Annotated in this window: 19 protein-coding genes, 1 tRNA gene, 1 pseudogene and 1 riboswitch; of the genes and pseudogenes, 12 read left to right on the top strand and 9 right to left on the bottom strand. The window is 69.8% G+C overall.

The window, feature by feature from the left end; genetic code table 11:
* Positions 1-21: 21 nt before the first annotated feature.
* The 4 genes from ACWGKT_RS03075 to bcp all read right to left on the bottom strand — a co-directional run bounded on the left by ACWGKT_RS03075 (position 22) and on the right by bcp (position 2,084).
* A tRNA-Leu gene (locus ACWGKT_RS03075) sits at positions 22-94 on the bottom strand.
* 55 nt (positions 95-149) lie between these two features.
* Positions 150-818, bottom strand: coding sequence for an HNH endonuclease (locus ACWGKT_RS03070; RefSeq protein WP_453272231.1), 669 nt, complete (start codon positions 816-818; stop codon positions 150-152).
* A complete protein-coding gene (locus tag ACWGKT_RS03065; protein ID WP_453272230.1) occupies positions 815-1,468 on the bottom strand; it encodes an HNH endonuclease signature motif containing protein in 654 nt (217 codons plus the stop codon). The genes ACWGKT_RS03070 and ACWGKT_RS03065 overlap by 4 nt, the downstream gene beginning before the upstream one ends.
* A gap of 148 nt (positions 1,469-1,616) precedes the next feature.
* Positions 1,617-2,084, bottom strand: coding sequence for a thioredoxin-dependent thiol peroxidase (gene bcp, locus ACWGKT_RS03060; protein ID WP_235458454.1), 468 nt, complete (start codon positions 2,082-2,084; stop codon positions 1,617-1,619).
* Positions 2,085-2,178: 94 nt separating this feature from the next.
* Between bcp and ACWGKT_RS03055 the strand changes: the two genes are divergently transcribed.
* From ACWGKT_RS03055 to ACWGKT_RS03045, 3 genes are all read left to right on the top strand, one after another.
* A complete protein-coding gene (locus tag ACWGKT_RS03055) occupies positions 2,179-2,508 on the top strand; it encodes a DUF3618 domain-containing protein (RefSeq protein ID WP_356142840.1) in 330 nt (109 codons plus the stop codon).
* Between the two features lie 44 nt (positions 2,509-2,552).
* Positions 2,553-2,909 carry a GroES family chaperonin gene (locus ACWGKT_RS03050; protein WP_356142842.1) on the top strand — a complete coding sequence of 119 codons (357 nt, stop codon included), beginning with the start codon at positions 2,553-2,555 and terminating at the stop codon, positions 2,907-2,909.
* Positions 2,910-2,961: 52 nt separating this feature from the next.
* Positions 2,962-3,032: riboswitch (guanidine-III (ykkC-III) riboswitch) on the top strand.
* A 32-nt stretch (positions 3,033-3,064) separates the two neighbouring features.
* The gene (locus ACWGKT_RS03045) at positions 3,065-3,385 is read left to right on the top strand and encodes a DMT family transporter (protein ID WP_453272229.1); all 321 of its coding nucleotides are present in this window, start codon (positions 3,065-3,067) and stop codon (positions 3,383-3,385) included.
* Positions 3,386-3,395: 10 nt separating this feature from the next.
* On the opposite strand, the gene ACWGKT_RS03040 is transcribed toward ACWGKT_RS03045, so the two are convergent.
* Positions 3,396-6,035 (bottom strand): transglycosylase domain-containing protein, encoded by a 2,640-nt coding sequence (locus ACWGKT_RS03040; RefSeq protein ID WP_453272317.1) that lies wholly within the window; start codon positions 6,033-6,035, stop codon positions 3,396-3,398.
* A gap of 650 nt (positions 6,036-6,685) precedes the next feature.
* On the opposite strand from ACWGKT_RS03040, the gene ACWGKT_RS03035 reads away from it, so the two are divergent.
* The 4 genes from ACWGKT_RS03035 to ACWGKT_RS03020 are packed head-to-tail and all read left to right on the top strand — an operon-like array spanning position 6,686 to position 10,164.
* Positions 6,686-7,486, top strand: a complete 801-nt coding sequence (locus tag ACWGKT_RS03035; protein ID WP_453272228.1) for an ABC transporter permease — start codon at positions 6,686-6,688, stop codon at positions 7,484-7,486.
* A 37-nt stretch (positions 7,487-7,523) separates the two neighbouring features.
* A complete protein-coding gene (locus ACWGKT_RS03030; RefSeq protein WP_356142901.1) occupies positions 7,524-8,300 on the top strand; it encodes an ABC transporter permease in 777 nt (258 codons plus the stop codon).
* A gap of 7 nt (positions 8,301-8,307) precedes the next feature.
* Complete coding sequence (locus ACWGKT_RS03025) at positions 8,308-9,273, top strand: ABC transporter ATP-binding protein (RefSeq protein WP_453272227.1); 966 nt, start codon at positions 8,308-8,310, stop codon at positions 9,271-9,273.
* Positions 9,274-9,306: 33 nt separating this feature from the next.
* A complete protein-coding gene (locus ACWGKT_RS03020; RefSeq protein WP_453272226.1) occupies positions 9,307-10,164 on the top strand; it encodes a DUF1707 SHOCT-like domain-containing protein in 858 nt (285 codons plus the stop codon).
* Between the two features lie 43 nt (positions 10,165-10,207).
* Here the strand turns inward: ACWGKT_RS03020 and ACWGKT_RS03015 are convergent, their stop codons facing one another.
* Positions 10,208-11,572 carry an SGNH/GDSL hydrolase family protein gene (locus ACWGKT_RS03015; protein WP_453272225.1) on the bottom strand — a complete coding sequence of 455 codons (1,365 nt, stop codon included), beginning with the start codon at positions 11,570-11,572 and terminating at the stop codon, positions 10,208-10,210.
* 165 nt (positions 11,573-11,737) lie between these two features.
* Here ACWGKT_RS03015 and ACWGKT_RS03010 point away from each other — a divergent pair, with 165 nt between their 5' ends.
* Together ACWGKT_RS03010 and ACWGKT_RS03005 are read left to right on the top strand one after the other, a co-directional pair.
* A complete protein-coding gene (locus tag ACWGKT_RS03010) occupies positions 11,738-13,081 on the top strand; it encodes a DUF445 domain-containing protein (protein ID WP_453272224.1) in 1,344 nt (447 codons plus the stop codon).
* Between the two features lie 51 nt (positions 13,082-13,132).
* Positions 13,133-14,608, top strand: a complete 1,476-nt coding sequence (locus tag ACWGKT_RS03005) for an MFS transporter (protein WP_453272223.1) — start codon at positions 13,133-13,135, stop codon at positions 14,606-14,608.
* A 9-nt stretch (positions 14,609-14,617) separates the two neighbouring features.
* Here ACWGKT_RS03005 and ACWGKT_RS03000 read toward each other — a convergent pair whose 3' ends face one another.
* Positions 14,618-15,067 (bottom strand): hypothetical protein, encoded by a 450-nt coding sequence (locus tag ACWGKT_RS03000; RefSeq protein WP_453272222.1) that lies wholly within the window; start codon positions 15,065-15,067, stop codon positions 14,618-14,620.
* Between the two features lie 143 nt (positions 15,068-15,210).
* On the opposite strand from ACWGKT_RS03000, the gene ACWGKT_RS02995 reads away from it, so the two are divergent.
* On the top strand, positions 15,211-16,185 hold the full coding sequence (locus ACWGKT_RS02995) for a GlxA family transcriptional regulator (protein WP_453272221.1): 975 nt from the start codon (positions 15,211-15,213) through the stop codon (positions 16,183-16,185).
* A gap of 25 nt (positions 16,186-16,210) precedes the next feature.
* Here the strand turns inward: ACWGKT_RS02995 and ACWGKT_RS02990 are convergent, their stop codons facing one another.
* Together ACWGKT_RS02990 and ACWGKT_RS02985 are read right to left on the bottom strand one after the other, a co-directional pair.
* Entirely contained in the window at positions 16,211-16,513 is a 303-nt protein-coding gene (locus ACWGKT_RS02990) for a hypothetical protein (RefSeq protein ID WP_453272220.1), read from the bottom strand.
* A gap of 170 nt (positions 16,514-16,683) precedes the next feature.
* Positions 16,684-17,032 (bottom strand): annotated as a pseudogene (locus tag ACWGKT_RS02985) (hypothetical protein); the annotation flags it as partial.
* A gap of 914 nt (positions 17,033-17,946) precedes the next feature.
* On the opposite strand from ACWGKT_RS02985, the gene ACWGKT_RS02980 reads away from it, so the two are divergent.
* Both ACWGKT_RS02980 and cyaB read left to right on the top strand, forming a co-directional pair.
* Positions 17,947-18,798, top strand: a complete 852-nt coding sequence (locus ACWGKT_RS02980) for a helix-turn-helix domain-containing protein (RefSeq protein ID WP_453272219.1) — start codon at positions 17,947-17,949, stop codon at positions 18,796-18,798.
* Positions 18,799-18,821: 23 nt separating this feature from the next.
* Positions 18,822-19,400: a class IV adenylate cyclase gene (gene cyaB, locus ACWGKT_RS02975; RefSeq protein WP_453272218.1), complete on the top strand. Its 579-nt coding sequence runs from the start codon at positions 18,822-18,824 to the stop codon at positions 19,398-19,400.
* Positions 19,401-19,416: the final 16 nt, after the last annotated feature.

Raw genomic sequence — 19,416 nt, 5'->3', positions numbered from 1 at the left:
GTAGGGGGCCTACCACTTCTGTGCGCCCGGTCGGATTCGAACCGACAAACACGACCACCTAAAGATCGCCGCTCGGCCGTTGGCGTACGGGCGCGTGTGCCGCGCCCTACTGTACTGGGCCGAGCTGCTGGCCGGTGGTGAGACGTCCCCTATGGGACCCGCCGTCGACCGCCTCGGCACCATGTAGTGGTCACTGCGTGGCAGTTGGGGCACAGCAGCCGAAGGTTCTCGCGCCGGTCGTCGCCCCAGTCTCCGTTGATGTGATCAACCTCCAGCGTCATGGGCTTGCCGAGCCACTCAGGGCCTATGCCGCACTCGGCGCACTCCTCGGGCACGCCGATGGCAAGGAGTGCTCGATGCAGGAGCGCCGTTCGTGTTCGGCGCTTGCCGGCGTGCTCGATCAAGATGTCCTCGGGAGACCTGCCGAGGCCCGGAGGGGTCTTTCCCCGCTGGTGTGCTTGCCCCAAGAAGTGGTCGGTGCTGAGGCCGTCCTCCGCCACCCACTGATGGAACAGGGTGCGCAGTCGGTTGCTGTAAGGCTCCTTCCCGAGTGCGCGGAGAGCGCCTGCGATGGATGTCGCCTGCTCGACTGCGCGTCGGAGCTCGTCGGCCGTCGGCCTGTCGGGTGTTCCGCCTGTTCGCCTTTGCCGCGGCATGTGAGAGACATCGATCCCGAAATGGTCGAAGCGCCGGAACAGGTGGCGGCGAAGATTGCCGTACGGCTGGGTGCCAAAGAACGCGATGACCTCGCCGATGTCGGAGCACTGTGCTGCGGCCTCGGTCAACCGTTCGGCGGTGTACTGCACGCTCGCGCTCATACCGAGCCGTTCCTGATGCGGGCCTTGCCGCGTCCGCGGTAATTGTCCGTCGTCGAGTGGCAGTTGGGGCAGAGGAACCTCAGGTTTTCGATGCGGTTGTCTCGCCAGTCGCCGTCGATGTGATCGACCTCCAGGGGAAGAGGATGGCCTCGCCAGCTCGCCTCCGCACCGCATACGGCACATCGTTCCGGAACGCCCGACACCGTCATAGCCCACTTGAGACGGTCACTCGGAATGCGCCGGGCCTGTGCGGCGGGCTGCTCGACGAGCAAACCTTCCGGAGTCCGCGGGCGCCAGGGTCTGCCTCGGCGGGTTGGTACCTGGAAGTGCGACGTGTCGATTCCGTACGCCTTGATCCGGCGGCTGATGTGCGTGTGGTGTCCGCCAACGACGCCCAGCCCAAGATTGCGCAGCACCTCGCACATGTTCGTCGAGGCCGAAACCGCGGCCTGAAGGACCTCCCTCGTCCACTTCACCCCCTCCCGCTCAAAGTGTGACGTATCCACCCTCAGCTTCCTCATCCGCTCGGCCACATATCGCCGCGTCGAACTTCCCGGATCCACCCCCAACCGCACCAACGCCTCCGACAACGTCCGCGCCCCCCGAGCCGCCTCCTCCAGCCGCTCCTTGGTGTACGCACTGGCCCCCATGAGCCCCCTCCGTTCCCGGCCGCATGTTCCCGGCCTCGCACGAAGTAACGAACCGCTTATCGGACAGTCACGCCCGAGATGCAAATCGGCCCGCACCAGGTCGCCCCGGTGCGGGCCGCCGAGCAGCAGAAGCGTGCCGTCGGATGCCTCAGACGCCCAGATCCTTGATGATCTTCGCCACGTGGCCGGTGGCCTTGACGTTGTAGAGGGCGCGTTCGACCTTGCCCTCCTCGTCCACGACCACCGTGGAGCGGATGACGCCGACGACCGTCTTGCCGTACAGCTTCTTCTCGCCGAAGGCGCCGTACGCCTCCAGGACCTTCTTGTCGGGGTCGGCCACGAGCGTGACCTTCAGGGATTCCTTCTCGCGGAACTTGGCCAGCTTCTCCGGCTTGTCGGGGGAGATGCCGATCACGTCGTACCCCGCGCCGGCCAGCACGTCGAGGTTGTCGGTGAAGTCGCAGGCCTGCTTGGTGCAGCCGGGCGTCAGGGCCGCCGGGTAGAAGTAGACGATGACCTTGCGGCCCTTGTGGTCCGACAAGGACACCTCGTTGCCGTCGGCGTCGGGCAGGGTGAAGGCGGGGGCCACGTCCCCGGGCTGGAGTCGCTCGCTCATCGGTCCAGCGTAACGGTGGGGCCCCTTGGGGCGCGGCGGCGCCCGAAGCTGACAGACTGTCCGGAACAGCATCGAAGACTTCGGAGGCCGAACGGTGGCGGAGACGTCGGACACCAGAACCCCGGCGCAGATCGAGGCGGACATCAAGCGCCGCCGCGAGGTGCTGGCCGAGACGCTGGACGAGATCGGGGTGCGGGTGCATCCGAAGACCATCGTCGGCGATGCCAAGGCGAAGGTCGTCGCCAACGTCGACCACACCCTCGGTCGGGCCTATGTGCAGGTCAACCGGGTGGTCAGCGATGTGAAGGCCCAGTTCGTGAACGAGGAGGGGGCGCCCCGCGTCGAGCGGATCGTGCCCGTCGCGCTCCTCGCCGTCGGCGTCGTGGGGCTGCTGGCCCTCGGCTCCCGGCGACGCAAGGGCTGACCCGGTCGCGTACGGACGCGTCAAAGGCAGGTAGGTTCGAAGGCGTGAGCGCCAACAGACATGACCACAGCACCCACCACGACAAGCTGCCCATCCGGATGCTGCACGACCGCGTGCTCGTCCGGCAGGACACCAGCGAGGGCGAGCGACGGTCGGGCGGCGGCATCCTGATCCCCGCCACGGCGGCGGTCGGACGACGGCTGGCCTGGGCCGAGGTCGTCGCGGTCGGGCAGAACGTACGGTCGGTGGAGCCGGGCGACCGCGTCCTGTACGACCCGGAGGACCGGGCCGAGGTCGAGGTGCGGGGCGTGGCCTACGTGCTCATGCGCGAACGGGACCTGCACGCGGTGGCCGCGGACCGGTTCGAGGGCTCGGAGGACTCGACAGGTCTGTACCTCTGAAACAGCAGCGGAAAAGGGCTGGTGACCAGGGTCACCAGCCCTTTTTGTCGTTCCTTTGCTAAATTCGACAGTAGCCAGCCCGACGAGACGCGCCGTACCGGGACGTACGCAAGACGACGCACCACCCGTCAGTACGTTCCACGGAGGTGCTCCCCATGGCCTGGGTCCTGCTCGTCGTCGCCGGTCTTCTCGAAGTCGCCTGGTCCATCGGCATGAAGTACACCGACGGTTTCACCCGTCCCGTCCCCAGCCTGTTCACCGGCGCCGGCATCGTCGCCAGCATGCTGCTGCTGTCGTACGCGGCCCGGTCCCTGCCCATCGGTACCGCCTACGGCGTGTGGGTGGGCATCGGGGCCGCGGGGGCGGCGGTGCTCGGCATGGTGGTGCTGGGGGAGCCGGTGACCGCCGCCCGCGTCTTCTTCGTCGTTCTCCTGTTGGTCGCCGTGGTCGGGCTGAAGGCGACCTCCGGTCACTGACCGGGGGCGGTCACTCCCGTCGGCCGAAGAGCGGCTGGCCGCCCGGCCCCGCGGTCGTGGTGCCGTCGGTCGTGCCGTCCGTGGTGCCGCCGTTGGTGGTCGGGTCGCCGCCGGTGGTGGTCGGGCCGCCGTCGGTGGTCGTCGAGCCGTCCGTGGTGCCGCCGGTGGTCGTCGCGCCCCCGTCCGTCGTCGTCCCGCCGTCGGTCGTGGTGCCGCCGTCGGTGGTCGTCGAACCGTCCGTGGTGCTCCCGGTCGTGCCGCCGCCGTTGTCCTGGCCGTCCGTCTGGCCCTGGGTCTGCCCCTGGGTGTCCTGACCGCCGTCCGTGGTGCCGCCGTTGTCCTGGTCGCCGGTGCCCGGCTCCGTCGAGGGCGCACCGGTGGGCTCCTGGGTCTCCTCGGCGCCCGGCTCCAGCTGGAGGTCGAAGTCGCTCACAGGCTCGCCCTTGAGCGCGGCCTCGGTGTACTGCGCCCAGATCTCGGTGGGCGCCCCGCCGCCGTTGATGCGCTGCAGGCCCAGCGCGTTGTACAGCGGCCGGTGGGCGGCCGTCACCGGGTCCTGGCCCATGACGGCGACGACCGTGGCGAGGTCGGGCGTGTAACCGGCGAACCAGGCCGCCGTGTCCTCCTCCGCGGTACCGGTCTTGCCGGCCGCGGGCCGGCCGGCGGCCTGGGCGGCGGTCGCGGTGCCGGTCTCGACCACGCTCTGCAGGATCGACGTCGTGGTGTCGGCGGCCTCACGGCTGACGGCCTGCTTGACCGGCTGGTCGGGCAGCTTCACCTCCGACGTGCCGTCCTTGGTGATCTTCTCGATCATCGTGTACGTGCCGTGCTTGCCGTGGTTGGCGAGCGTGGCGTACGCCTCCGCCATGTCCAGGACGCTGGCGGTGGCCGTGCCCAGGGCGATGGACGGGTAGGGCTGCAGGTCCTTGGTGTCGGCGGGTACGCCGAGGTCGACCGCGGTCTGCTTGACCTTCGACGGGCCGACGTCCACGGCCATCTGCGCGTACACCGAGTTGACCGACAGATCGGTGGCCTTGCGCACGGTGATCTCGCCGTACGACCGGGAGTCCTCGTTCTCCGGCGAGTACGCGCCGCCGCTCCAGCCCTGCACGGTCCGCCGGTTGGTGCCGTCGTAGTACGTGTTCGGCGTGATGGTCCGGCCGTCCTGCGTCACGGAGCCGTTCTCCACGGCCGAGGTGAACACGAACGGCTTGAAGGTGGAGCCGACTTGGTAGTCGCCGCGGGTGGCGCCGTTGGTGTACTGCTTCACGTAGTCGACGCCGCCGTACATCGCGACGACCTTGCCGGTCTTCGGGTCGACGGAGGCACCGCCCGCGCGGACGTAGTTGTCCACCTTGCGGTTCTTCTTGTCCAGCTTGTCCATCAGCTTGTCGTTGACCGCCGCGACGAAGGCCTTCTGCTTGTCCTTGTGCAGCGTCGTGGTGATGCGGTAGCCGCCCGCCTCCAGCGCGTCCGCGTCGACGATCTTGTTGGTGATGAGGTAGTGCTTGACCGCCTCGACGATGTAGCCGCGCTGCCCGGACAGGCCCGTGGAGACGGTCTGTTCCTTCGGCATCGGGAACTTCATGCCGGCCCGCTCGGACTCGCTGAGCCAGCCCTTCTTGACCATGCCGTCCAGCACGTACCTCCAGCGGGCCACGGCCGCCGGCTTGTTCTCCGGGTGGGCGATCACGTCGTACTCGCTGGGCGCGTTGACCAGCGCGGCGAGGTAGGCGGCGCGGGCCGGGTCCAGGTCGGTGGCGTCCACGCCGTAGTAGGCCTGGGCGGCGGACTGGATGCCGTAGGCGTTGCGGCCGAAGTAGCTGGTGTTGAGGTAGCCCTCGAGGATCTCGTTCTTGCTCTTGTTGCGGTCCAGCTTGATCGAGATGAAGAACTCCTTGGCCTTACGGGTGACCGTCTGTTCCTGGGCCAGGTAGTAGTTCTTCACGTACTGCTGGGTGATCGTCGAACCGGACTGCTTGCCCTTGCCGGTCGCGGTGTTCCAGGCCGCGCGGATCATCGCCTTGGGGTCGATGGCCGACTCGGTGTAGAAGTCCCGGTCCTCGGCGGCCAGTACGGCGTGCTGGGCGGCCTTGGAGATCTGCGCGAGGCTGACGTTCTCCCGGTTGATCTCGCCGTCACGGGCCAGTTGGGAGCCGTCCGCGTACAGGTACACGTTGCTCTGCTTCATGGCCATGGCGTTGGCCGGCGGGATCTTCACGAGCGAGTACCCGAGGACGAACAGCCCGATGATCAGCAGGACCCCGATGACGCAGGTACCGAGCACCATGCGCCAGGTCGGAACGAGCCGCCGCCAGCCGGTGCGCCTGGGACGCTTCGCCTTCTTGCCCTGAGTCGGGGGCGCGGTGCTCGCGGGGGCGGCCGCGGCGGGCGGGGCTGCCGGGCCGGCGGCGTTGGCCGCGACTGCGGCACTCGCGGCTGCTGCCGCCGCGCCCGGCGCTCTCCGCGGGGGCTGCGCCGGGCCGGCGGGCCGGCCGGGCCTCGGGGCCGGGGCGTTCTCCTTGATCCGGGTGAGCCTGGTGGTGTCGGCGCTGCCGGCACCCGGCGTGTTCCCCGCGGCCGCCGCGTTCCCCGCGCCCGCCGCGCCGGCGGGCTGGGTCGGCTTGGCGGTGGGCGCGTTGTCCTTGATGCGGGTGAGCTTGGTGGTGTCGGCCGCTCCGGCGGCGGGCGGCGTGTTCTCCGTGACCTTCGCGAGCTTCGTGGTGTCGGTGGCCCCGCTGTTCCCGGCGTTCCCGGTGGCCCCGGCGTTGGCCCCCGCGCTCTCCTTGACCCTGTTGAGCCTGGTGGTGTCGGCGCTCCACGCGGGCCCCGTCGCCTCCGGCTTCTTGGCGGGCTCCGCGGAGTTGCCGGCCGACGCGGGCTTCGACGGTTCCGCCGGCTCGGGCGGCTCCGCGCGCTCCGCGCGTTTCGCAGGCTCGGCGGGCTCGTTCGGCTCGGCTTTCCGCGCGTTCGGGACGGCCTTGGCGTTCTCGGCCGCCTTGCCGCCCTGTCCGGCGGGCTCTCCAGCCGCCGGCGGCTCTGTCGTCGCACCGCCCTCGTTCTTCTGCTGCGGCAGCGGCTGCGGCTCGTCGCTCATGTCGTGCACGGACTCCTGTTTCGCCTCGTACGTTCCCGTACGGCCTCGTACGCCATCTGGGCCCCGTGATGAAGACTCTCGCACCAAGCGTTCCGTTCCAGGATTCCGGGGCGTGTCCGGTACCGAAAATGCGTGGCAGACCCCGTCGGGCGCGGGCTAGGCTCCTGCGCTTCGGTGTCGTTGGGTCCGGGAGGTTGACTGGCGTGGGCGCGGGACGGTTGTACGCGGCCGTCGCCTCGGGGGCGTTCCGACGGTACGCGACCTATCGGGCGGCCACGGCGGCAGGGGTGTTCACCAATACCGTCTTCGGCCTGATCCTGGTCTACACGTATCTGGCCCTGTGGGACGAGAAACCGCACCTGGGCGGCTACGACCAGGCGCAGGCCGTCACCTACGTCTGGCTCGGGCAGGCGCTGTTGTCGACGCTCGCGATCGGGGGCGGCGGCGTCGAGGACGAGTTGATGGAACGCATCCGTACGGGTGACATCGCGATCGACCTCTACCGGCCCGCCGATCTGCAACTGTGGTGGCTCTTCGCCGATTTGGGCCGGGCCCTGTTCCAGCTGATGGGCCGGGGCGTGCTCCCGTTCGTCTTCGGCGCGGTCTTCTTCCGGGTGGCGCTGCCCTCGGACGCGGGGACCTGGGCCGCCTTCCTCGTCGCCGTCCTGCTGGCGATGCTGGTCGGTTTCGGGATCCGCTTCCTGGTGGCGCTGAGCGCGTTCTGGCTGCTGGACGGCACCGGGGTGGCCCAGACGGCGTGGATCACGGGGTTCTTCTGCTCCGGGATGGTGCTCCCGCTGAACGTGTTCCCGGGCGCGATCGGCGAGACCGTACGCGCCCTGCCCTGGTCCTCGCTGCTCCAGGCCCCCGCGGACGTGCTGTTGGGGCGTGCCGAGCCGTGGGGGGTCTTCGCCTTCCAGGGCGTATGGGCGCTCGCGCTGCTGGCGCTGGGGCGGCTGGTGCAGTCCGTGGCGACCCGACGGGTGGTGGTGCAGGGTGGCTGAGCCGGGCCGGGTCGCGGAGGGGCTGCGCGCCTACCGGATGATCGCGATGATGTGGATCCGCTCCACGATGGCGTACCGGGCCTCCTTCGTGATGACGACGGTCGCCAACTTCGCCGCGACCGCCCTCGACTTCGTGGCGATCCTGCTGATGTTCTCCCGCGTGGACGCGCTCGGCGGCTACACCCTGCCCGAGGTCGCCTTCCTGTACGGGCTGTCCGGCACGGCCTTCGGGCTGGCCGACCTGACGATCGGCTCGATGGAACGGCTGGGGCGCCGGGTACGCGACGGCACCCTCGACACCCTCCTGGTCCGCCCGGCGCCGGTGCTGGCCCAACTGGCCGCCGACCGGTTCGCGCTGCGCCGCCTGGGCCGGGTGACGCAGGGCGCCCTGGTGCTCGGCTACGCGCTGACGTCCCTGGACATCGCGTGGACCCCGCTGAAGCTGCTGCTGATGCCGCTGATGGTGGTCAGCGGCGCCGCGATCTTCAGCGCGGTGTTCGTGGCCGGGGCGGCCTTCCAGTTCGTGGCGCAGGACGCGTCCGAGGTGCAGAACGCGTTCACGTACGGCGGCACGACGCTGCTGCAGTACCCGCCCACGGTGTTCGCGAAGGAGCTGGTGCGCGGGGTGACCTTCGTGCTGCCGCTGGCCTTCGTCAACTGGCTGCCCGCGACCTATGTGCTGGGGCGGCCCTACCCGCTGGACCTGCCGGTGTGGACGGCGTTCGCGCCGCCGCTGGTGGCCGTGGGGTGCTGCGCGCTGGCCGGGGCGGCGTGGCGGACGGGACTTCGCTCGTATCGGAGCACGGGGAGCTGAGGGGTTCATGGACGGCGACTTCATCGAACTCGACCGGGTCGAGAAGGTCTTCGAGGTGCGGCGCAAGACCGGGTTCCTCAAGCGGGAGCGGCGGCAGGTGCGGGCGGTCGACTCGATCTCCTTCACGGTGCCGCGCGGCGAGATGGTCGGCTACATCGGCCCCAACGGCGCCGGGAAGTCGACGACGATCAAGATGCTGACCGGGATTCTGACCCCGAGCGGGGGCCGGCTGCGGGTCGCCGGGATCGACCCCTCCCGCGAGCGCACCCGGCTGGCGCACCGCATCGGGGTGGTGTTCGGGCAGCGCACCACGCTGTGGTGGGACCTGCCGCTGATCGACTCGTACCGGCTGGTGCACCGCATGTACCGGATCCCCGACGGGCGTTACCGCGAGAACCTCGACCGCTGCGTCGAACTCCTCGACCTCGCCGACCTGTTGGACGTGCCCGTACGGCAGCTCTCGCTCGGCCAGCGGATGCGCGGTGACATCGCGGCGGCGCTGCTGCACGACCCCGAGGTGCTGTACCTGGACGAGCCGACGATCGGCCTCGACGTCATCTCCAAGGCCAAGGTGCGCGGCTTCCTGCGGGACCTGAACGCCGAGCGTGGCACGACGGTCCTGCTGACCACGCACGACCTCCAGGACATCGAGCAGTTGTGCTCACGGGTGATGGTCATCGACCACGGGCGGCTGATGTACGACGGCCCGCTCGCCGGCCTGCACGAGGTGGGCGAGAGCGAACGGACGCTGGTGGTGGACCTGGAGCGCGAGCTGCCGCCGATCGAGGTGCCCGAGGCCCGGGTGGTGAAGGTGGAGGGGCCGCGGCAGTGGCTGGCCTTCCCCGCCTCCGGTTCGGCGGCACCGCTGGTGGCGCGGATCGCGGCCGAGTATCCGCTGGTGGACCTGTCGGTGCGGGAGCCGGACATCGAGGCGGTGATCGCGCAGATGTACGCGGACCGGGCCACCGCATAGTCTCCGGCGCGACGACCTCGTAGGCTGCTCCGTATGACCGACGATGCACCGGAGTTGCGTGCCTCCGACGCCGATCGTGAACGAGTCGCCGAGGTCCTGCGGGACGCCCTGGCCGAAGGGCGGCTCGACATGGAGGAGTTCGAGGAGCGGCTGGAAGCGACGTACAAGGCGCGGACGTACGGGGAGCTGACGCCGATCACCCGGGATCTGCCGGGGGCGGGCGTGACGGCTCCTCCCGTCGTGTCGCTGAGCAAGGAAGTGCCGCGGAGCGGGAGTTGGGCGGGCCGGGTGGTCGGCGGCGAGGGCTCGTCCTCGTGGGCCGTCGCCATCCTGTCCGGCTTCCAGCGCAAGGGGCGCTGGACCATGCCGAAGCGGCTTTCCTGCTTCGCCTTCTGGGGCGGCGGGGAGATCGACCTGCGGGAGGCGGACTTCGCGGACCACGAGGTCGAGATCAACTGCGTCGCGATCATGGGCGGGATGCAGATCATCGTGCCGCCCGGGGTCGAGGTCGTGGTGCGCGGCATCGGGATCATGGGCGGCTTCGACCAGCGCGAGGACGGGGTGCGGGGAGAGCCGGGCGCCCCGCGCGTGATCGTCTCCGGGTTCGCCTTCTGGGGCGGCGTCGGCGTGGAGCGCAAGGTCACGCGGGCGGAGCGGCAGCGGCTCAAGGAGGAGCGGCGCCAGGAGAAGCTGGACCGCAAGGCCACCATGAAGGAGCTGCAGGGGTCCTTCCGGGACGACGTGCACGAGGCCCACCGCGAGATGCTCGACGCCCACCTCGACATGCGGCGCCGGCGCCACGAGGAGCGGTGGGAGCGCCACGAGGAGCGGCGCGAACGTCATGAGGAGCGGCGCGAACGGCGCAGGCGCGACCGGTACGGAGACCACTGAGCGGGACCACCGGGCGCGGACCACTGAGCGGGCCGCCGGGCGGTCACAGCTCCGTCAGCCCCGCCCCCTTCAGCTCCCGCAGGTCGAAGGCCTCCGCCATCGTGCGGTACCCCCGGTCGCTGGGGTGGAGATGGTCGCCCGAGTCGTAGTCGGACCGCAGCCTGCGCGGGTTGTAGGGGTCCCGCAGCGCCTTGTCGAAGTCGACCACGGCGTCGTACACCCGCCCCGCCCGGATCTGGGCGTTGACCTGCTCGCGCACCGCCTCCCGGGCGGGCGTCCAGCCGGGGTGGCCCTGGAAGGGCATCAGGGTGGCGCCGACGACCTTGAGGCCGCGGGCGTGGGCCTGGCGGACGAGGGTGCGCAGTCCCTCGGCTATCCGGTTCGGGTCGGGCAGTCGCGGGTTGCGCAGGATGTCGTTGACGCCGAGGTCGATGACGACGACCTTGACGTTCGTCCGGGCCAGCGCGTCGCGGCGGAAGCGGCCGAGGCCGCTCTGGTTCTCGGCGGGCCGGCCCAGGCCGTCGGCCAGCACCTGGTTGCCGCTGATGCCCTGGTTGACGACGCTGTAGCGGGGCAGGTCCCGGCCGCTGATGAGCGCCGTGCGCAGCCGCTCGGAAAGGACGTCGGTCCAGCGGTGGTTGGCGCCCACGGTGGAGGTGATCCCGTCGGTGAGCGAGTCGCCGAGCACGACGACCGTGCCGTGGGACTCGTTGCTCAGCACGTCCAGGGCCGTCAGATAGCGCCAGTACGGGGTCTGTTCGGTGTACGAGGTGGCCGTGGCGTCCTCGGTGTGGTCGCCCTGTGCGACGTACGACACCTGCCGCGCGTGCGGGTGGTAGGTGACCGGACCCGACGGGGTGGGGGAGTACGTGGTGACCAGGACGTCGGCGCCGCGCGGGACGTCGACGCGGACGGCGTCGCTCAGCACCTGGCCGCCGGGCGGCACGACGACGGCCGCCCGGCCGCCGAAGGTGAGCCGGCGCATCGTCTCCACCGCGGCCGCCGCGGTGTTCTCGCCGGCCGCGACCGCGATCGAGGCGTGCGTGATGGTCAGCGGCGACTGGCCGTAGAGGTTGGACAGCGTGATGCGGGCACTCGTACCCCCGGCGTCCGCGTGCACGACGTTGCGCACCGAGCGGCCCGCCATGCCGGCCGTCTCCGTGCCCGGCTCGCCGCCCACCGGGGAGGCCGACCAGGAGCCGACCCAGGTGCCGGCGGACGCGGGTGCGGCCGCGGACTCGCGGTGGGGGCGGCTGTCGGCGAGGGCGTCGCGGGGAGTGGTGCCGCCGGAGGTGACCGCGGCGTAGAGGGCGGCGGACAGGCCCAGGATCAGCGCCACGAGACCGCTGATGACGGCGCGGTGCCATACGGGGGAAGGCCCCGCACCTTCGGCGTGACGCCTGGTCATCGGTTTTCTGTTCTCCTCGGGAGGTAGGAGCCCGAGGCTCCGATCTGACGAGTCCATGATGCTTCATGGACTGGGGAGAGCTGACAGGGCCCTGCCCAAAACCCCCTTTCTGACAGACGCCGGGAACTCCTGTTCCGTTCCGGGAGTCGGTCAGGAAGGGACAATGTGTGCGGGATCACCGAACGGGTGGAGCAAATGGAACGTACGGAGACGGCGACACGGGGCACCGCCCCGACCTATCGCGCCATGACCGCCTTCACCGCCGCGGACATGGAGCGACAGCGCGGGGTACGGCGCATGAAGCTCACGGCGACCGGGATGCTGCTGTTGGTGGCCCTGGTCTACGTCCTCGCCAAGTGGGCGTCGAACGCGGGCGCGGGCAACTGGGCGATGTACGTCGCCGCGGCCGCCGAGGCCGGCATGGTCGGCGCGCTCGCCGACTGGTTCGCGGTCACGGCCCTCTTCCGCCACCCCCTCGGCCTGCCCATCCCGCACACCGCGATCATCCCCACCAAGAAGGACCAGCTCGGCGTCTCCCTGGGCGAGTTCGTCGGCGAGAACTTCCTGTCCCAGGACGTCGTACGACAGCGGCTGCGCACCGTCGGCATCGGCAGCCGCCTCGGCGCCTGGCTGGCCGAACCCGAGCACGCGGACCGGGTGACCGCGGAACTGGCCACGGCCCTGCGCGGCGCGCTCACCGTCCTGCGCGACTCGGACGTGCAGGCGGTGGTCGGCGAGGCCATCACCCGCCGCGCCGACGCCCGGGAGATCGCGCCCGGCATGGGCAAGCTGCTGGAGAGGATCGTCGCGGACGGCGGCCACAGACGGTTCGTCGACCTGATCGTCTCCCGGGCGCACGACTGGCTGGTGCTGCACGACGAGCAGGTCATGGACGCCATCCAGGGCGGCGCCCCCGGCTGGACCCCGCGCTTCGTCGACAAGAAGGTCGGCGAGCGCGTCTACAAGGAGCTGCTGCGCTTCTGCGCCGAGATGCGCGACATGCCCTCCCACCCCGCCCGCGGCGCCCTCGACCGCTTCCTCACCGACTTCGCCTCCGACCTCCAGTCCGACACCGAGACCCGGGCGCGCGTCGAGCGGCTGAAGGGCGAGGTGCTGGCCCGCGGCGAGGTCCAGGACCTGATCGCCTCCGCCTGGACCGCCGTACGATCCATGATCGTCTCGGCGGCCGAGGACGAGCGCAGCGAGCTGCGCCTGCGCGTGCGGGCCTCGCTGCTCTCGCTGGGCACGCGGATGGCGAGCGAACCCAAGGTCCAGGACAAGGTCGACAGCTGGGTCGAGGGCGCCGCGGTGCACGTCGTCACCACCTACCGCAAGGAGATCACCTCCCTGATCACCGACACGGTGGCCGGCTGGGACGCCGAGCACACCACCCGCAAGATCGAGGCGCACATCGGCCGCGACCTGCAGTTCATCCGGATCAACGGCACGGTGGTGGGTTCGCTGGCCGGCCTGCTGATCTTCACGGTGTCGCGGCTGCTGGGAGCGTAGGCCCACCGGCCGCGGGTACTCGTGCCGGGTTCCTAGACGCGGAGGGAGCCCATGAACACAGCGGCGGCCGGGACCGGCCGGACCATCACCACCGACATCCCCGCCCGGCTCGACCGGCTGCCCTGGTCGCGCTGGCACTGGACCATCGTGATCGGCCTCGGCACCGTGTGGATCCTCGACGGCCTGGAGGTCACGGTCGTCGGCAACATCGCGAGCCGTCTGTCCGAGCCCGGCAGCGGCCTGACGATCTCATCGGGCCAGGTCACCGGCGTCGCGGCCGCACTGTACGTGGCGGGCGCCTGCGTCGGCGCCCTGTTCTGGGGCCGGCTCACCGATCGCCACGGCCGCAAGAAGCTGTTCATGATCACTTTGGCGGCGTATCTCGCGGCGACCGCCCTGACCGCGCTCTCCACCGAGGCCTGGTGGTTCTTCCTCTGCCGCTTCCTGACCGGCTTCGGTATCGGCGGCGAGTACGCGGCGATCAACTCCGCGATCGACGAGCTGATCCCCGCCCACTACCGCGGCCGCGTCGACCTGATCATCAACGGCAGCTTCTGGCTCGGCGCGGTCGGCGGCTCGCTGCTGTCGATCGTCGCCCTCAACACCGCCCTGCTGCCCGAGAACGTGGGCTGGCGGCTGACGTTCGCGCTCGGGGCCGTCCTCGCCCTGGTGATCCTGCTCGTACGCCGCCACGTCCCCGAGAGTCCACGCTGGCTGCTGATCCACGGCCGGGACCGCGAGGCGCAGGACGTCGTCTCCGGCATCGAGCAACGCGTCGAGGCGGAACGGGACGAACCACTGCCCGAACCGCACGGCGAGCTCACCATCCACCAGCGCGAAAGCGTGTCCTTCGCCGAGATCGCCCGCACGGTCTTCTCCGACTACCGCAGGCGGGCCGTGCTCGGGTTCTCCCTCTTCATCGGCCAGGCGTTCCTGTACAACGCGATCACCTTCGGCTTCGGCGCGATCCTCACGAAGTTCTTCGACGTCCCCACCGACCACACCGGCTACTACTTCGCCGTCATCGCGATCGGCAACTTCATGGGCCCGCTGTTCCTCGGCCGGCTCTTCGACACGCTCGGCCGCCGTGTGATGATCTCCTCGACCTACCTGCTGTCCGGCCTGCTCCTGTTCGGCACGGCCTCGCTCTTCTCCCAGGGCGTGCTGAGCGCGACCACCCTCACGGCGTGCTGGTGCGCGGTGCTGTTCTTCGCCTCGGCGGGCGCCTCCAGCGCCTACCTCACGGTCTCCGAGATCTTCCCGATGGAGACCCGCGCCATGTCGATCGCCTTCTTCTACGCCCTCGGCACCGCGGCCGGCGGCATCAGCGGCCCCCTGCTCTTCGCCGACCTCACCGGCACGGGCAAGGTCGCCGACACGGTCCTCGCCTTCCAGATCGGCGCGGCCCTGATGTGCGCGGCCGGCCTGGTGGCCGCGGCCCTGGCGGTGCGGGCGGAACGCCGCCCCCTGGAGGACATCGCCCGCCCGCTCACGGCGGCGACGACGGCGAGCCGAGCGCAGGCGTGACACCCCGGCTCACGCGCCGGTGGTCGACCCCGGCCGCACGATCATCAGGACCGTCACGATGGCCCACAGCAGATTGAACAGCCCGGTGAACATGGCGAGCCGTACGGTCGCCTCCCGCGTACCGCCACCCTCCACCAGTGCACTCTGCCGCGGCAGCACCAGCGCGAGAAGCACCAGCGCGGCGACCGCCGTCAGCGCGATCGACACCCCCAGCCAGGCGTCGCCGAGCACCCCCATGTCGCTCGCCGTGGCGAACCCGAAGACCGGAACGACGACACCGACGAGGGCGTACACCCGGCAGATCCGATGCAGCAGCGCCACGGTCTCCACCGCCCGCGCGTCATCGGGCGAGGCCAGCGCCCGGCGGACGGCGGGCGGAAACATGCTGGCGGCGACGGTAACGGGCCCGACGGCGACGATGGCCGCCAGGACATGGACGGCGAGCAGGAACTTGGTCACGCGCCGACGCTAGGCGGGCACTGGATCTTGCAGAAGTGGCACTACTGCCACGAGCCAACGGATTCTCGCCACGATCAGGGTCGCCGACGAGGCTTTGTGAGGGTCCCGTTGGCCATATCCCGTCGTACGGCTACCTTCTTGCCATGCACACCGTGGCCGTACTGGCGCTGGACCAGGTCATCCCGTTCGACCTCACCGCCGCGATCGACGCGTTCGGCTGGGTCCGGCTGCCGGACGGCCGCCCGGCCTACCGGGTGCGGGTCTGCTCGCCCGCGCGGGAGGTGAGCGCGGCGGCCGGGGCGTTCACCGTGCGGGCGCCGTACGGCCTTGAGGCGCTGGCCGAGGCCGACACGATCATCCTGCCCGGCGTCGCGGACCCCAAGGTGCCGCTGCAGCCGGAGGTGAAGGAGGCGCTGCGCGCGGCGGCGGCGAACGGCACGCGCATCGCGTCGATCTGCGTCGGGGCGTTCGTCTTCGCGGCGACCGGCCTGCTCGACGGCCTGCGCGCGACGACCCACTGGGTGGCGGCCCCGCACCTCGCCGCGATGCACCCGGAGGTGACCGTCGACCCGAACGTCCTGTACGTCGACAACGGCCAGTTCCTCACCTCGGCGGGCGCGGCCGCCGCGATGGACATGTGCCTGCACATGATCCGCCGCGACCACGGCTCCGCCGTCGCCGCGCACACGGCCCGGCTGTGCGTCATGCCCCTCGAACGGGAGGGCGGACAGGCCCAGTTCATCGTCCACGACCAGCCGCCGGTCCCGGCCGGCGCCACCCTGGAGCCGCTCCTGGACTGGCTGGAGGACAACTGCGACCAGGACTTCACCCTGGACGAGATCGCCGCGAAGGCGGGCATGAGCACCCGTACCCTCAACCGCCGCTTCCGCGAACAGACCGGCACGACACCGCTGCGGTGGCTGCACCGGGCGCGGGTGCGGCGCGCGCAGTACCTGCTGGAGAACACCGAGCACCCCGTCGAACGCATCGCCGCACAGGCCGGCTTCGGCTCCCCGACGGCGTTCCGCGAACGCTTCCGCCGGGTGGTGGGGACGAGCCCGCAGGCGTACCGGAGGGCGTTCAGGCGGACGGAGGGGGACCCGCTGCCGGCCGCCTGAGACGACGTCCTGAGACGCCCTGCCGTCAGGCTCGGCGGTCGGCGACGGCCCAGGAGGCGAGTGCCACGGCGCCCGCGACCCCGAAGACGGAGGGCCAGGCGCCGACCTTCTTCGCCAGCGGGTGGGACCCGGCGAAGGCGGCGACGTACGCGGCGCTCAGCGCCCCCGCGGCCACCCCGCCGGCCTGCCTGCGCCACTGCCGCGCGGCGACCACGCCCGCGCCGGCCAGGACGACCCCGCCGAGCTGCCGCTTCTTGGTCCAGCGGGCGACACCGTACCCACCGACGAGCCCGCTCGCGGCGACCACCGCGCTGGGAACCTTGGCCATGCCTGCCTCCTTTTGTCTGTGTTGCGAGGTCGAGGCTAACGCCCGGAATGATCGGGAAGCCGAACCTGAGTCGAGGCCTGTCAAGTCGGCCGCCGGCGGTGAGCGTGGGCGCGAGACCGTCAGCCACCATCCCGGCGTGCATGCGGCCGGAGAGCACCCCACAGTCAACGCCTCTCGGCAGCGGAGTCGACAAGCAACGCCAGATCGGTGGTGTCACGATCCCGACCGGAGGCGAACCGAGGCTCATACTCGCTCACGCGTGCACCGAGCCATAGAGCCGCCTCCTTGGCCTCGCCCCAAGTGCCACGCACCAGGGATCGCGGTTTGACCAGCCAGTACGCCGTTTCCCGCCCGCGGCGGAAGATCCACGACCGGGAACTCCGCGGCGACCTCGCGGTAGCGCCGGAGCAGCTCGGGTCTGCTTCCAGCCGGGGGCGGCTCCGGATGAGGAGGCCGCCGTAGGGCGTCGTCGTCGAAACGTGCTTTCGGCCCGACCCAGAGATAGCCGTGGTGGTGCACCAGTTATCTCACTCGGTGTCGTGGATATTGAAGATCTACGAGGAGCCGGTCCCGGCTCCGTGGTTCGCAAAGCGCGCCTACGTCGAAAAATCGGCGGATGTGCGCTGATCACGTCGCGTTTGGCGGACCCTCGAACGTCACGCCATCGGCGCGGGTCTGAACTCCGGCAGCCGGGCTTGTCGGACACACGTCGCGATGGCTGTAGGCCACGTACGGCGGTCCGGATGCCCTGTCGTGGATGTGCCTGTTGTATGACTCGCCGGGCGGGATGCCGAGTTGGCATCGACAACAGATCAAGACCACCGGACAGCCACCCATGCTTGTCGCAGCTGCCGTCCTCGGGCGCAGGGTTCGGTGTTGTGTGCGCAACCTGGGCACACCTGGTAGTGACCGATAAGAGCTCTGTACGTTTCGCCGGGCGATTGCTTGGTAACGACCGCAGCCGCGCGTGCCAACGCGTTGTGCAGCTTCTCAGGTTCTGCCAGCCAGCTACTGCTGGTGGGCAGGACACGCCAGCGCGGTCCAGTCGTACATTCTGGTCCCGGCACGATGAGGTGCGCGGTGTCGCTTAGCACGGCAATCCTCGCTGCCTCGGGCATCTCCCATTCGGAGCCTTGTCCCGCAGGCACCAGCCAGTAGAAGTTGCCGGACCACGGATCCTCGATGACGGCCCCCGTGTCGCCACGCAGGCGTTTGAGCGTCTCCAACGCGATCGCGTGGGGGACCTTCACGGCGTCCCACCACTTGCCTGCGGGGAGCAACGACATCGAGCTGCTGGCGGGCATCCAAGCCAGAGAGGGGGTGCTCATGTAGTCACCATCGGGTGACGCGGTGTGTCGACTCGATACCCGCCCGGTAATCTCACCGTGGGATGGATTCTCATCTCGTGCGCAGATAGCGAGGGTTGAGTAGCTATGACCACACCGCTTACGCCAATCGAACTGCCGGACTGGGCATGGGAGCGCGCCGAGGTAAGACAGGCCCTACGCGCGCGGAACATGGGCGCCGTCTTCCGATACGCGCAGCAGTACTCCGGTGTCAGCCAGTCCCGCATAGCTGCAGCCACGGGTATGACGCAGGCCCGCGTCAACGAGATCATCAATGGGCGCCGCGAAGTGATCCGGCTCGATGTCTACGAGCGCATTGCGGATGGCCTTCACATGCCTGACGACGCTCGCCACCTACTCGGTCTGGCGGCGAGTAGGGAGAAGCGTGCCGGTGGTGCGGCCTTCGACCTGGCTGCCTTCCCTGAAGTCGTGCGTGTGTACGCCGCGCAAAACTCGGCAGCCGAGGAGATTCAACAGCAGGCGCGCGAAGCACAAGAGTTGGATGTACTGGCGGTGCGCGGGCTCGGGCTCATCGGGCTGAACGACAGTCTGCTCCGCGCCTGTCTACCGCGTGAGAGCGGTGCAAAGGGCCTTCGGGCGCGGGTGGCACTCCTTGATCCGGATAGCGACGCCCTGGCCCACCGCGCAGCTGAGATCGGGGAGTCCTCCGATGCCCTCGCCGGAGGTGTGCGCTTGGCCGAGGCGCGCCTGCGGGAGTTGGCCGGCGCATGCGACATCCGTGTGTGGCGGTACCGCACGATGCCCACCTGGCGGCTCATCCGAATGGACTCCACCATGTTCGTTGGTGCCTTTGATGCAGGGTGGGAAGGGCATGAGTCGGCGACATACAAAGTCATGGAGACGCCGCACGGCCCCTTGTTTCGGGGTTTCCACAGGATGTTTGAGGCGGTTATCGCCGACGCACGCCGCACAGTTTGACGACGAGGAGAGGGGAAGAGTTCGTGATCGAGGCGGAGTTGAAGGCCCGAGTCCACTCACCGGAGTCGGTCATGAGGTACCTGGACGAACGTGCCACGGCACGAGTCGAGGTGTACCGGGATACGTATTACGACCGTCCCGACGATTCGCTAGAGAAGAAGGACCAGGAGTTGCGCGTCCGGACCGTGCACGGCGCGGACAGCACACGCACGCTGCTCACCTTCAAGGAAGCCGCGGTCAATAAAGACTCGGGGTCCAAGCCCGAGCACGAGACCCGTGTGGAGGATGCAGAAGCCACGCACGCCATCCTGCGCGGTCTCGGTTACGTCGAGGTCATCGCGTTCGAAAAACGTTGTCACAACTACGAGTTCGTAACGCGCGGCCGCCGTATGCTCGCCACCCTCGTTCGTGTACCCGGGATCAATGGGACATTTCTTGAGGTGGAGACGCTCGTCGACGAGGGCGAGGTGAGCAAGGCCCTCGATGACATTCGCTCTGTCCTGATCGAGCTAGGCATTGGGCCCGAGGACCTGACCCGCGAGACCTACACGGGCGCCGTGGCGGCGCAACGCGGCTGCCGAACTCCAGGTAGTGGCCAGTAGCTAGGACCACAGTGAT

The sequence above is a fragment of the Streptomyces sp. NPDC054794 genome, from assembly GCF_053611585.1.
This window is presented reverse-complemented; position numbering and strand designations above follow the sequence as displayed.

Coding starts and splice junctions, on each gene's coding strand:
- ACWGKT_RS02980 (WP_453272219.1), top strand. CDS start 17,947: ATGACCACACCGCTTACGCCAATCGAACTGCCGGACTGGGCATGGGAG.
- ACWGKT_RS02995 (WP_453272221.1), top strand. CDS start 15,211: ATGCACACCGTGGCCGTACTGGCGCTGGACCAGGTCATCCCGTTCGAC.
- ACWGKT_RS03015 (WP_453272225.1), bottom strand. CDS start 11,572: ATGACCAGGCGTCACGCCGAAGGTGCGGGGCCTTCCCCCGTATGGCAC.
- ACWGKT_RS02990 (WP_453272220.1), bottom strand. CDS start 16,513: ATGGCCAAGGTTCCCAGCGCGGTGGTCGCCGCGAGCGGGCTCGTCGGT.
- ACWGKT_RS03030 (WP_356142901.1), top strand. CDS start 7,524: ATGATCGCGATGATGTGGATCCGCTCCACGATGGCGTACCGGGCCTCC.
- ACWGKT_RS03020 (WP_453272226.1), top strand. CDS start 9,307: ATGACCGACGATGCACCGGAGTTGCGTGCCTCCGACGCCGATCGTGAA.
- bcp (WP_235458454.1), bottom strand. CDS start 2,084: ATGAGCGAGCGACTCCAGCCCGGGGACGTGGCCCCCGCCTTCACCCTG.
- ACWGKT_RS03045 (WP_453272229.1), top strand. CDS start 3,065: ATGGCCTGGGTCCTGCTCGTCGTCGCCGGTCTTCTCGAAGTCGCCTGG.
- ACWGKT_RS03005 (WP_453272223.1), top strand. CDS start 13,133: ATGAACACAGCGGCGGCCGGGACCGGCCGGACCATCACCACCGACATC.
- ACWGKT_RS03070 (WP_453272231.1), bottom strand. CDS start 818: ATGAGCGCGAGCGTGCAGTACACCGCCGAACGGTTGACCGAGGCCGCA.
- ACWGKT_RS03025 (WP_453272227.1), top strand. CDS start 8,308: ATGGACGGCGACTTCATCGAACTCGACCGGGTCGAGAAGGTCTTCGAG.
- ACWGKT_RS03065 (WP_453272230.1), bottom strand. CDS start 1,468: ATGGGGGCCAGTGCGTACACCAAGGAGCGGCTGGAGGAGGCGGCTCGG.